Below are 12,663 nucleotides of genomic sequence, written 5' to 3'. Positions count from 1 at the left end.
CTACGGGCGGCTCATCAGCACCGCCAGCACGTTCGCCCCGCCGCAGGCCACCGCGATGTCGAGCACTCCATCGCCATCGAGGTCGCCGAGCTCCAGCGCCAGCGGATTGAGCGGCACCTGGTACACCCCGCGGATGTCGTAGTCCCCCAGCGGAGCTCGCTCGTAGATCCCGATCTCTCCCGTCCCGCGCCGCACCACGATGATCTCCGGCACTCCGTCCGCGGTCAGATCCGCCAGCGCCACCGCGTAGGGCTCCTTGCCCACCGGATAGCTCTGGAGCTGGCCGTATCCGCCCATGCCGTCACCGTAGAGGATCCCCATGCGGTCGTCGTCGAAGTTCGCGGTGATCACGTCCACGACGTCATCCCCGTCGGCATCACCGATCGTCACCCCGCGTGGTCCGGGGCCCACCACGATCCGCTCCTCGTCTGCGAACGTCCCTCCGGGCTGCCCGCGCAGCAGCGACATCGTGTCCTCGCCCTGGTTGACCACGACCACGTCGATCAACCCATCGTCGTCCACGTCGCCGACGGCCAGATCATAGGGCTCGAGCCCTACCGGATGGACCTCGGCGGGCGCGAATCCACCGGCCCCGTCGCCACGCCGCACGGTGAGGTCACCGCTGGCCTCGCCCACGACCAGCAGATCGCCCCAGCCATCGCCCTCGAGGTCGGCCACCGCCACCGCCCGCGGACCGGTCCCCGCCCCCACGGGCATCTGATCGGCGAATCCTCCGGCCCCGTCGCCGAGGTAGACCGCCACGTAGTCCGTGCCCGGATTGGCGCCCGCGAGATCCAGCACGGCGTCTTGATCGATGTGCCCCGCCGCGATCCCGCGCGTGCCGAAGCCACCGAGCAAGGTGATGGGAGCGCCAAACCCTCCCATGCCGTCGCCGAGCAGCACCGTGTGCCCGTCGCCCCCCACGTCGGCGCTCACCAGATCGAGCGCACCGTCCCCCTGCAGATCCACGATGATCACGTCCGACGGCGTCATCCCCACGTCGAGCGCGACCGCGTCGAAGTAGCACAGCTCGCCCACGTCGATCATCCCGTTGCCGCAGGTCTCGGGCGGCGGCCCGGTCTCGTCCGTCTGCGCGGTGGTGCTTGCGTCGAGCCCGGTGCTGGTGACCGCCTCTCCCGTGCTCGACGACGACGTGCTCGCTCCCCCGTCGTCGCTGCTGCTGCTCGCGGTCGTCGCCGAGCCGTCGTCGTCGCCGCAGCCGAGGACCAACGCCCCGACGAACATCATTCCGTGGGCCCAGCCCCCGCGTCCTGCCATTGGCCGGGATGCTACCTCGATCGGGCCCGCGCGACCTGCTCGCCCGACCGAAGGCCGGCTACCAGTACGCGTCGACCGCAATCCGCCAGGGGGTGCTCGGATCTCCAGGCACCTCACGCACCCAGACCAGCATGAACTCGACCACCGAACGGTGGGGCTCGGGGCGGCCGTAGACCAGGGTCGAGCGCCCGCGCTCGACCGCGAGCCCCTCGTTGCCCTCGACCTCTCGCACCTCGAGCGTCCACTCGATCGGGTCGCGAAGGCGGCTCCAGTACTCGTCGATCTCCGCCCGCCCCTCCCAGCGGCGGCCGCCGGGCGACAGCATCAGCGCATCGTCGGCGTAGATCGCCGCCACCGCCTTCATGTCACCGCGGGCATAGGCCTGCTCGAGGTCGCGGTTGCGCGCCTCGATCTGCGCGCGCAGCTCGGGGTGGGTTGGCGCAGGCGCAGGCTCACCAGCCGCGGTCGCTGTCCGTTCCTCCACCGCCGAAGCGCCGGCCTCGTGGGGACGCAGCACGGGCTCGCCGGGCTCGACCATCGTCGACCCCGCCCCCGCACAGCCCCCGCCGAGCGTCCAGGCGAGGCAGATTCCGAGTCCATGCGCTCGCACGGGGCCCTAGCTCCCCCCCATCGGCGTCATGTCGAGGTTGTCGACCACGAACCCCCAAAGGTCCGCCCACTCCTCGATCTGCTTGGCCGTGGGCTTGCCCGCGCCGTGTCCCGACTTGGTGTCGATGCGGATCAACACCGGCGTCTTCCCGGCATGCGCGTGCTGGAGCTGCGCCGCGAACTTGTAGCTGTGGCCCGGCACCACGCGATCGTCGTGATCGGCGGTGTACACCAGCGTCGCCGGGTACGCGGTGCCCTCCTTCAGGTTGTGGTACGGCGAGTAGGATCGCAGCGCCTTGAACTGCTCGGGATCCGCGGGTGAGCCGTAGTCGCTCTCCCATGCCCAGCCGATGGTGAACTGGTTGAACCGCAGCATGTCCATCACCCCCACCCCGGGCAGCGCGGCGCCGAACAGATCGGGTCGCTGGGTCATCACCGCGCCCACGAGCAGCCCGCCGTTGCTGCGCCCGCCGATCGCCAGCTTGGCCGGGCTGGTCCACCCCTGGGCCACCAGGTACTCGGCCGCCGCAATGAAGTCGTCGAACACGTTCTGCTTGTCGAGCTTGGTGCCGGCCTGGTGCCAGTCCTCGCCGTACTCGCCGCCTCCGCGCAGGTTGGCCACGGCGTAGAGGCCCCCCATCTCCATCCACACCAGGTTGGGCACCGAGAACGAGGGGGTGATCGCGATGTCGAAGCCGCCGTAGCCGTAGAGATACGTCGGCGTGTCGGCCGAGGGCTTCAGATCCTTGCGCCGCGACAGGAACATCGGAATCCTGGTCCCGTCCTTGCTCGCGTAGAACACCTGCTCGGTCACGTAGTCGCCGGGCGAGAATGCCACCTTGGGCTCGCGGAACACCTCGCTCTTCTTGGACCGCAGATCGAAGCGATGGATCGTCCCCGGGGTGGCAAAGCTCGAGAACGAGTAGAACGTCTCGGTGTGGCTGCGCTTGCCGCCAAAGCCCCCGGCGGAGCCGAGCCCGGGCAGCTCCACCTCGCCCGTGCGCTTGCCCTTGAGATCGAAGATCTCGACCTTGGAGTGCGCGTCCTTGAGATAGCCGAGGAACAGCGAGTCACCCACCAGCGAGGCGCTGCGCAGGGTGTCGGCCGCCTCGCCCACCAGCTCGCGCTGGTTCTTGCCCACCGGCTTGCGGGTGTCCACCGCCACGATGCGACCCTTGGGGGCGCCGTCGTCGGTGCGGAAGTAGAACACGGGCCCGTCGTTGCCGATGAACGCGTAGCTGGCCCGAAAGTCGGGCAGCAGCTCCTTCATCGTCTTCGCGGGACCCTTGGCCACCCCCTTCGATGGGCCCCGTCCCCCGTTGGGGATCTTCTGGAAGAAGATGCTCTTGCGGGGATCGGTTCCGATCCGCACCGTGAGTACGAGGTACTGCCCGTCCTCGGTCACGGTGGGGGTGAAGCCCCAGTCCTTGTGATCGGGCCGCGCATAGACCAGCACGTCCTGGTCCTGGGTGGTGCCCACGCGGTGGTAGTAGACCTTCTGGTCGTAGTTCAGATCCTCGAGCTCGTCGCCGGCCTTGGGCGCGTCGTAGCGCGCGTAGTAGAAGCCCTCGTCGCCACGGGTCCAGGCCACGTCCGAGAACTTGATCCACCGCAGCTCGTCGGGTCGATCCTGGGCGGTGGCCACGTCGCGGACCTTCCACACCTCCCAGTCCGAGCCCGAAGCCGAGGTGCCGTAGGCCATGAGCGTGCCGCTCTGCGAGAAGTTGGTCCCGGACAGCGCCACCGTGCCGTCCTTGGCCAGGGTGTTGGGATCGAGCAGCAGCGTGGGCTCCCCGTCGAGCCGGTCGAGGGTGTAGAGCACCGACTGGTTTTGCAGGCCGTCGTTGCGGCTGACCACGTAGCGGTCGCCGTGGCGGCTGGGCACGCCCCAGCGCTCGTAATTCCACAGGGCGGTCAGCCGCTCGCGGATCGCCTCGCGCTCGGCGATCGTCTCGAGGTAGCGAAACGTCACCGCGTTCTCGGCCTCCACCCACGCGCGGGTCCGTTCGCCGTCGAGATCCTCGAGCCAGCGGTAGGGGTCGGCGACCTTCACCCCGTGATACTCGTCGACCACGTCGCCGCGGGCGGCCTTGGGATACTCGAAGCTCGGGGCAGGAGCGTCGTGCTTCCCCTCGCCCGCCGGCGTGGGGTCGGCATCCACCACCACCGGCGGGGTCGACGACTCCACGTCCTTGCGCGGCTGGCAGGCCAGCGCGGCCAGCATGCCCATCAACGCCATCGTCCCAGCATGCGCACGGTGCCCATTGCTCATCGTCCAGTTCGCTCCTGCCGTCGTGAGGGGCGGTTCTATCGTCGGGTGGCGCACCCGACAAGCGCGTGGACTCGCCCGGTCCGAGCGCGTCCGTGTCCAAGGGTTGCGACGATTGCGCTTTGTCGGGGACGCCGGCCTCGTTATGCTGGTCCTCACAATGCCCCGGAGGTACGACACGAGCACGTACAAGAAGCACAAGCGACCCGGGGCGTGGGGCTCGCCGTGCCCCGACGAGATCGACGGTACCGACGCTCAACTGCTGCTCTCCACAGGGGTCGAGGCCGAGGACGCGATCTGGAACGTCGAGGGTCGAAGCTGCTTTCGGGCCTTCTGCCACGCTCACGAGGGGGATGTCAGCTTCTGGCATGGGCATCCGATTCCGTGGTCGCGCTTGCCGCTGGAGGCCAAGAACCGACTCGTCGCGGCCGGCCGGCTCGACGAGGCAACGTTCCGCAGGGCCATGCGCAAGGGCTGGGGCGACGAGCGATGAAGATGATCGGCGACGAGTCCAGCTTCGCCCTCGGGTTCGAGCTTCGTGCCGACCCGGACGAAGGTGGAGATCCAGCCGAGCGTGCCTCGTGGGGAGCGTTGCAGGTCTGGGTTGCCGGTCGCAACCTGACGGCGGGGCGAGCCGATGGCGTCGCGCTCGATGCAGCCGAGGTTCCGCTGCTTCCAGTCGTGCGGTGGCTCGTCGAACGCTGGGATCCGCTGCTGCACGAGGAGCGCCTTCCCCGTCCGTCATACGCGGGGACCGCCGCATCGTGGCGCATGGACTGTCTCGACGCCCTCTTCGGCCGAGAGGACGACCTCGATCGATTGCTCGAGGAGAGGCACGCGTGGTGGCATCGGCATGGACTGGGCTCCGCGCTGCCGGAATTTCGCGTTCCCGACCTCCACATCCGTCGGGCAGGGAGCGAGGCCGAGCTCTCGTGGGATGATCGCGAGTGGAGAACGGTGCCTCGCGGCGTTCGCCTCGTCGAGTCTCCCGGTGCGGCGCTGCTTCCCGTCGAGCAGGTTGCGCGTGTCCTGTTCGACTGGTCGACGGCGGTCGTCGGGGAACTCGGCGATGCGCCCCACGCATGCCTCGCGGCACGCGACCTCGAGCAACGACTCGTCAGCCTCGAGAGGGGCCACCGCCGGCTGCCGCGCCTGAAATGGGCGGCAGGGCAGGCGCTCGATCAAGCCGCCGGGCAGCTGCGGCAACTGCTGGGCGTCACGTCGGGGACGTTGGAAGAGACCGTGGAGTCACTGCTCGGGGCCCACGGTGCCGAGCGTCCGGGATTGGTTGCTCACCTGACCGTGCCTGCACTCCTGTTTCGCTCGGCGAATCCCCGGCTCACCACGGCCGACCTCGAGGCGCTGATGCGGCTGGCGATTGCGGTCCCCGAGGCCCCCGATGGGCGAAATGCACTCGCCAACCTCCAAGAGCACCGGCCCCCTCCCTTCGGCGCCATGGCCATCACCGAGGATGGCTACGAGCGCGCGCTGGAACTACGCCACGCCCTCGGGATCGAGCCACACCGCCCGCTGACCGGAGACACCGACCTCGAACGCATCCTGATGCCACGGTTGGGCGTTCGAGTGGTGGACGTACGGCTCGATGACTCACACGTCGATGGGATCGCAGTGGTGTCCTCGGGCCGCGTTCCGCTCGTAGCGGTGAACTTGTCGGGGCGCTTCTCCAGGACTCCCTGGGGCCGCCGCATGACTCTGGCCCACGAGTTGTGCCATCTGCTGTACGACCTCGACTCCAACGGCATGGTCGGCGTGGTCTCCAATCCATGGGCTCCACAGGTCCTCGAGCGCCGTGCCAACGCATTTGCCGCCATGTTCTTGATGCCACCGGACGCCGTACGGGCCTTGCTGCCCGTCGAGGCTCGTGATTGGACCACGGACGTCCTTCAGGCGGCCATGCGCACGCTTGGCGTCGGCAAGTCTGCGCTGACCTGGCATCTATACAACCTCGGACTCGTCTCGGCCTCGGAGCGCGAGGCCTGGCTCGACGAGCTGTGATCACCGAGGGGTCGCGGTTCACTGCACGTCCGTGGACTCTAGCGCCGTGTCGTGCCCCGGGATTCGCGTCACGTCGAAGTCGGCCACCAGCGCCCGCGCCCGGACCCGCACCACCGAAGCACCCACCAGTCCCACCGAGCGGGCAAGCGCCGCCACCACCCGCTGCGGGTCGGCGCCGCCTTCCCGCAACGCGGTGAGATCGGGGGCGCCATGGCGCTTGCCGAGCTTCTCGCCGTCGGGCCCGACCACCAAGGGCACGTGGGCATGCGCGGGCGTGGGCAGCCCCAGGGTCCGCTGGAGCAGCACCTGTCGGGCGGTGCTGTGCAGCAGGTCGGCGCCCCGCAGCACGTGGGTCACCCCCATCGCCGCATCGTCCACGACCACCGCGAGCTGGTAGGCCCACGCTCCATCGGCGCGGCGCAGCACGAACTGCCCGGCCTCGCGCTCCACGTCCTCGCGCTGCGGCCCCTGGATCGCGTCGTGCAGCTCCATCACCCCCGGCGGCGTGTGCCAGCGGATCGCCCGCGGACGCTCGGGATGGCTCACCCCCTCGCGGCACGTGCCGGGGTACACCGGCTCGCGCCCGTGCGGCGCAAACGTGGCCTCGCGAAGCTCGCGGCGGGTACAGGTGCACTCGAACGTGTGCAGGCGAGCCAGCGCGGCCGCATAGTGCTCGCCGCGTTCCGACTGCCGATAGGGGCCGTGGGCACCACCCACGTCGGGACCTTCGTCCCAGTCCAGCCCGAGCCAGCGCAGATCCGCGAGCTGGTCGCGCTCGTGCTCGGCCCGCGAGCGACCGGGATCGAGATCCTCCACGCGCATCACGTAGCGTCCACGCAGCGAGCGAGCCCACAACCACGACAGCAGCGCCGTACGGGCGTTGCCGAGGTGCAGCCGCCCGCTGGGCGTGGGCGCGTAGCGTCCGCAAACGTCGGTCACGCCGTCACAGGGTGCCTCGGAACGCGGGCGGCGACCAACCCGCGAAGACCCGTGCACGCGGCCAGCTCACCCGCGATCGTCGCCGAACCGCCCGACGGCTGTGCGGCTGATCACGGCCCCAAGGTGGCGCTCGCGGGGCCCCTGCGCCAAAGTCCGCGGCAGCCGTGGCGGACCGCTTCGACATCTCCCAGCGCAAGAAGGACCACCTGGCGCTCTGCGCAGGGCCGAACGTGGGCTTTCGCGAGAAGAGCACGTTGCTCGAGCAGGTCGAGCTGGTGCACTGCGCCCTGCCCGAGATGCATGCGGACGAGGTCGACGGCACGACCACCCTCCTGGGCAAGCGGCTCACCGCCCCGGTGATCGTGGCCGCCATGACCGGGGGCACCGACATCGCCGCCCAGATCAATCGCGACCTGGCCCGCGCCGCCGACGAGCTGGGCCTGGGCTTTGGCCTCGGCTCGCAGCGCGCCATGTTCGAGCGCCCCGACACCGCGTGGACCTTCCAGGTGCGCGAGGTGGCCCCCAACGTGCTGCTGCTGGGCAACCTCGGCCTCGTGCAGGCTCGAGCCATGACCACCGCGCAGATCCAGGATCTGTGCGGACGGGTCGGCGCCGACGCGCTGTGCATCCACCTCAATCCCGCCATGGAGATCGTCCAGCCCGGTGGCGACCGCGACTTTCGGGGCGGTTTGGAGGTGCTGGCGCGCCTGGTGCAGGACCTGCCGATTCCGGTGGTGGCCAAGGAGACCGGGTGCGGGCTCTCGCGCGCCATGGGCGAGCTCATCGTGAAGACCGGCGTGCGCACCGTCGACGTCAGCGGAGCCGGCGGCACCAGCTGGGTGGCGGTCGAGGAGCACCGCGCCGTCGACCCCGACTGGAAGGCAGTGGCCGGCGAGCTGTGGGACTGGGGCATCCCCACCGCCGCCTCCGTGCTGCAGCTGCGGGGCCTGGGCCTCGATGTGATCGCCACCGGTGGCGTGCGCACCGGCCTCGACGCCGCCAAGGCGGTGGCCCTGGGCGCAACCGCGGCCGGCATGGCCGCGCAGGTGCTGCGGGCCCACAAGGCGGGCGGCTACGAGGGCGCCAGGCAGTTCCTGCAGCGCGTGATGATGACCGTCCGCAGCGTGATGCTGCTGACCGGCTGCCGCACCGTCGAGGACTTCCGTCGCGTCCCCACCCTGCTCGGGCCCGACCTGCGGCGCTGGGAGCCCCGACTCTGACGAGGTCCTCGTGGAGCTCCGCCTACACCCTCGCGCGCAAGCCCACGGCAAGACCATCGTGCTCGGCGAGCACTCGGTGGTGCACGGCTACCCCGCGCTCGCGGCCGGGCTGCCCGGAGGCGTCACCCTCACCGCGAGCCCGCGGCCGGATCCACGACAGCCGAGCACCCTGCGGATCCCCGCGTGGGGGATCGACCTCGAGCTGCGCGTGGAGTCCGAGCACCCGGTCGCCCGCGCCGCCCTCGAGGTGCTCGGGCACTGCGACGGACCGCTGACCGGCTGGGCGATCGCCGCACAGAGCACGCTCTTGCCCGGCGCCGGGCTGGGCTCGTCGGCGGCCCTCACGGTGGCGCTGGCCCGCCTCGCGCTCGGCCCCCACGCCGACGTGGGCGCCGTGGTCGAGGCCTCGCTCGCCGGCGAGCGGATCTTCCATGGCGAGCCCTCGGGGCTCGACTCGCAGGTGGCCGCCCGCGGCGGTCTGCTTCGCTTCGTCCGGGGCCAGGAACCCACCCCCATCCCGCTGTCCGAGCCCCTGCCGCTGCTCATCGTCCCCAGCGGCGTCGAGCGCAGGACCGCGGTCCAGGTGGCCCAGGTGCGAGCTCGCGTGGAGCGTCTTCCCGCGCTCGGGCGACCGCTGCTCGAGGTCCTGGGGCGATCGGTCGACGAGGGCATCGAGACCCTGCGAGCATCCAAGGGCCCCCACGATCGGGCCCGACTGGGCGAGATCATGCAGGTCGCCCACGGGGTGCTCGCCGCCCTCGGGGTCTCCTGCGCGGCCCTCGATGCACTGTGCTCCACCGCACTCCGCCACGGCGCCCTGGGTGCAAAGCTCACCGGCGCTGGAGGCGGCGGCTGCGTGCTCGTGCTGCCCGGCGACGATCCTCGACCCATCATCGATGCCTTCACCCAACAGGGCCACGCACCCATCTCCTTCGTGCTCCACGGGTCCTCGCCCTCCACTGCCTCGCCCACCCTCCCATGAAGCCCGTCCGCGCCACCGCCTGCTCGAACATCGCCCTGGTCAAGTACTGGGGCAAGCGCACGGGCGTGTCCGCCGAGCTCAACCTGCCCGCCGTGGGCTCGCTGTCGATGACCCTCGATGCGCTGCGTACCGAGACCGAGCTGCATCCCGCCGATGCGGATGCCTTCGAACTCGACGGCCGGCCCGTGCACGACGTACAGGCGGCCAAGGTCTGGCGTCACCTCGATCGGATCTGGGCCGCCAGCGGTCGTGATGGGGCTCGTCCCGCGGCTCGGGTCGTCTCGTACAACCGCTTTCCCACCGCGGCCGGTCTGGCCAGCTCCGCATCGGGCTTTGCCGCGCTGACCATCGCTGCGGCCACCGCCTTCGGTACGGACTTGCCACCGGCCGCCCTCTCGAGCCTGGCCCGCCAGGGCTCGGGCAGCGCTGCACGCTCGATCTTCGGCGGCTTCGTGCGCCTCCACCGGGGCAGCGCCCCCGACGGCAGCGACTGCCGCGCACGGCCGCTGGTCGGCGCCGACCACTGGCCGCTCACCTTGCTCGTGGTGCAGACCACCGCCGGCCGCAAGCCGATCGGCTCGACCGACGGCATGGAGCGCTGCCGCGAGACGTCACCCTACTACTCGCCATGGGTCGCCACGTCCGAGGCCGATCTCGACGCGGCCGAAGCCGCGCTGCGGGCCCGCGACCTCCCGGCGCTCGGTCGCGTGGTCGAGCACAGCTGCTTCAAGATGCACGCGAGCATGATGGCGACCGATCCCCCCCTGCTCTACTGGAACGGCACCACGGTGACCGTGGTGCACGAGGTGTGGCAGGCCCGGGCCGAGGGCCTGTCGGGCTACGTGACCATCGACGCCGGCCCGCACGTGAAGGTGCTGTGCGAGCCGACGACCGCGACCGCGCTGCGCGAGCGGCTCGCGGCCGTGCCCGGCGTGCTCGGGGTGATCGAGGCGCGCCCGGGACCCGATGCGACCGCGGCGATCCTCGAGACCACCCCCGAGACCATCCCAGAGGCTGGGCGTGAGGAGGCCTCCGCATGAGCATCTCGGTCTCGGCCCCCGGCAAGGCATTCCTCATCGGCGAGTACGCCGTGCTCGAGGGCGCTCCGTCGCTGGTGACCGCGGTCGACGTGCGGGCCGTCGCCCATGCCCCCCGCGAGGATGGCCGCGGGCAGCAGCCCACGTCGGTGGTTGCCTGCGCCCACGCGCGGGTCGTCGAGTACTTGCAGCAGGCCGGGGTCGCGGCGGCCGGCGACGACGGGCACCCCGACGTCGACACCGGTCGGTTCTACCTCGGCGCCCGCAAGCTCGGCCTCGGCAGCAGCGCGGCCGTGACCGCGGCCGTGGTGGGCTACCACCTCGCCGCGCACGGCCTCGATCCTCGCGATCCCGAGGTGCTCCCCGATGCCCTCGAGCTGGCGATGGCCGCTCACGCCGAAGCCCAGGGGGGCGGCGGCAGCGGAGCCGACGTGGCCGCGGCCGTGCTCGGAGGCACCCTTCGCTTCGAGCAGGGCAAGGCCGTGCCCGTGCACCCGCTCCCGGGCCTGCACCTCGCGTTCGTCGACGCCGGCTACCCCGCCATCACCTCCGAGCTGGTCCGCCGCGTCCGCCAGGGCCAGGCCGCGCACCCGGCCAGGTACTCCGCCGCGATGGACGTGCTCGCCGACGCATCGCGCTCGTTCATCGACGCCTACCTGTTCGACGGTGACGACCCCCCCGACGACGACGGACTGCGCGAGCGCTTCGAACGCCTGCGCAAGGCCACCGCCACCCACAACCACGGGCTGCGGCTGCTCCAGGAGCTGGCCGGGGCCACCTTCATCACCGCCGAGATCGCCACCATCGTCGAGCAAGCCGAGGCCATGGGCCTGTGCGCCAAGCCCAGCGGAGCCAGCGGCGGCGACCTCGTGCTGATCATGGCCACCGACCGCTCCGCGCTCGATCGCCTGGGCGAGCGCTTGCGTCGCGTGCACGGGCTCGTGCTGCGCACGGATCTGAGCGCCCACGCCGAGGGCCTGCGCGCCGAGCAGCGGCTGCCCACCAACTCGCGCCTGGCCGGGTTCTTCAAGCTCAGCGTCGAGAACCGCCGCCGCGCCGTGGCCGAGGCCACGGGCCTGTCGATGGATCGGCTGCGCGAGCTCGACGCGGGCAGCTTCGGGGTGCAGCGCGCCAACCACATGATCGAGAACGTGGTCGGCACCCTCGAGCTGCCGCTGGCCATCGCCACCAACTTCCGGATCAACGGACGCGACTTCCTCGTGCCCATGTGCGTCGAGGAGGCCTCGGTGGTCGCGGCGGCCTCCAACGCGGCCAAGATGATCCGCGCCGGCGGGGGCTTTGCCGCCCACTCCGATCCGCCCTGGATGATCGCCCAGGTGCAGCTCACTCCCGCTCTGGACGCCCCGGCCGATGCCGAAGCCGCCGCGCACGCCATCCGCGAGGCCGCCGAGCGCCTGCTGGTGCTCGCCGACGAGGCCCACCCGCGCCTCCTCATCCGCGGCGGTGGTGCCCGCGAGCTCGAGGCCCGCGTGGTCGACCCCGCGATGCTCGTGGTCCACGTGCTCGTCGACTGCCAGGACGCCATGGGCGCCAATCTGCTCAACACCGTGGCCGAGACCGTCGCCCCGGAGCTCGAGGCCCTGACCGGGTGGCAGGCGGGCCTGCGGATCCTGAGCAACCTGAGCGACCGCCGCTGCGCCCACGTCTCCGCCCGGATTCCGCCGGAGGCACTCGCGGGCCGGGGCTACACCGGCCCGCAGGTCGTCGACGGCATCGTCTCCGCCTCGCGCTTCGCCGAGCTCGACCCCTACCGCGCGACCACCCACAACAAGGGCATCATGAACGGCGTCGACGCGGTGGTGCTCGCCACCGGCAACGACTGGCGTGCGATGGAGGCCTCGGCCCACGCCTACGCCGCCCGCGACGGCCGCTACGAGCCCCTGGCCATCTGGCGCAAGGACGAGGCCGGCTGGCTCGAGGGCCGCATGAGCCTGCCCGCCGCCGTGGGCGTGGTGGGGGGCGCCACCCGAACCCATCCCGTGGCCCGCCTCGCGCTCGAGATCCTCGGCTGCCAGAGCGGAGCCGAGCTCGGCCAGGTGATGGCCGCCGCCGGTCTCGCCAGCAACCTCGCGGCGCTGCGGGCCCTGGCCACCGAGGGCATCTCGCGCGGCCACATGTCGCTGCACGCCCGCTCGGTCGCCCTCGGCGCGGGCGCCACCGGCCCCGAGGTCGAGGCCCTCGCGCGCGCGCTGGTGGAGCACGGCGAGATCAAGGCCGAGCGCGCCATGCTCCTGCTGCAGCAGATGCGCGCCCGCCCCCGCACCGATTCCTGAGCCCAGCCCTGCCCTTCGA

Annotated in this window: 10 protein-coding genes; 6 read left to right on the top strand and 4 right to left on the bottom strand. The window is 71.3% G+C overall.

What is annotated here, in order from left to right:
* From OEB96_RS27810 to OEB96_RS27800, 3 genes are read right to left on the bottom strand one after another with little or no spacing between them, the layout of a single operon-like run.
* Positions 1-1,278, bottom strand: coding sequence for an FG-GAP repeat domain-containing protein (locus OEB96_RS27810; protein WP_266219788.1), 1,278 nt, complete (start codon positions 1,276-1,278; stop codon positions 1-3).
* A gap of 58 nt (positions 1,279-1,336) precedes the next feature.
* A complete protein-coding gene (locus OEB96_RS27805; RefSeq protein ID WP_266219787.1) occupies positions 1,337-1,888 on the bottom strand; it encodes a YybH family protein in 552 nt (183 codons plus the stop codon).
* Between the two features lie 6 nt (positions 1,889-1,894).
* Positions 1,895-4,126, bottom strand: a complete 2,232-nt coding sequence (locus OEB96_RS27800) for a prolyl oligopeptidase family serine peptidase (RefSeq protein ID WP_266219786.1) — start codon at positions 4,124-4,126, stop codon at positions 1,895-1,897.
* 190 nt (positions 4,127-4,316) lie between these two features.
* Here OEB96_RS27800 and OEB96_RS27795 point away from each other — a divergent pair, with 190 nt between their 5' ends.
* Complete coding sequence (locus OEB96_RS27795) at positions 4,317-4,649, top strand: hypothetical protein (protein ID WP_266219785.1); 333 nt, start codon at positions 4,317-4,319, stop codon at positions 4,647-4,649.
* On the top strand, positions 4,646-6,172 hold the full coding sequence (locus OEB96_RS27790; RefSeq protein ID WP_266219784.1) for an ImmA/IrrE family metallo-endopeptidase: 1,527 nt from the start codon (positions 4,646-4,648) through the stop codon (positions 6,170-6,172). Before OEB96_RS27795 ends, OEB96_RS27790 begins: the two co-directional genes overlap by 4 nt.
* Before the next feature lie 18 nt (positions 6,173-6,190).
* Here OEB96_RS27790 and gluQRS read toward each other — a convergent pair whose 3' ends face one another.
* Complete coding sequence (gluQRS, locus tag OEB96_RS27785; RefSeq protein WP_266219783.1) at positions 6,191-7,111, bottom strand: tRNA glutamyl-Q(34) synthetase GluQRS; 921 nt, start codon at positions 7,109-7,111, stop codon at positions 6,191-6,193.
* 164 nt (positions 7,112-7,275) lie between these two features.
* On the opposite strand from gluQRS, the gene fni reads away from it, so the two are divergent.
* The 4 genes from fni to OEB96_RS46465 are packed head-to-tail and all read left to right on the top strand — an operon-like array spanning position 7,276 to position 12,644.
* Entirely contained in the window at positions 7,276-8,331 is a 1,056-nt protein-coding gene (fni, locus tag OEB96_RS27780; protein ID WP_266219782.1) for a type 2 isopentenyl-diphosphate Delta-isomerase, read from the top strand.
* Between the two features lie 10 nt (positions 8,332-8,341).
* A complete protein-coding gene (mvk, locus tag OEB96_RS27775; RefSeq protein ID WP_266219781.1) occupies positions 8,342-9,313 on the top strand; it encodes a mevalonate kinase in 972 nt (323 codons plus the stop codon).
* Positions 9,310-10,353 carry a diphosphomevalonate decarboxylase gene (gene mvaD, locus OEB96_RS27770; protein WP_266219780.1) on the top strand — a complete coding sequence of 348 codons (1,044 nt, stop codon included), beginning with the start codon at positions 9,310-9,312 and terminating at the stop codon, positions 10,351-10,353. The genes mvk and mvaD overlap by 4 nt, the downstream gene beginning before the upstream one ends.
* Positions 10,350-12,644: a hydroxymethylglutaryl-CoA reductase, degradative gene (locus OEB96_RS46465; RefSeq protein WP_323137438.1), complete on the top strand. Its 2,295-nt coding sequence runs from the start codon at positions 10,350-10,352 to the stop codon at positions 12,642-12,644. The genes mvaD and OEB96_RS46465 overlap by 4 nt, the downstream gene beginning before the upstream one ends.
* Positions 12,645-12,663: the final 19 nt, after the last annotated feature.

The organism is Paraliomyxa miuraensis, assembly GCF_026337845.1.
In the GTDB taxonomy this organism is placed as follows: domain Bacteria; phylum Myxococcota_A; class Polyangia; order Nannocystales; family Nannocystaceae; genus Paraliomyxa; species Paraliomyxa miuraensis.
Note: the sequence above shows the minus strand (reverse complement) of the source record. Positions and strands in the feature narration are given on the sequence as shown.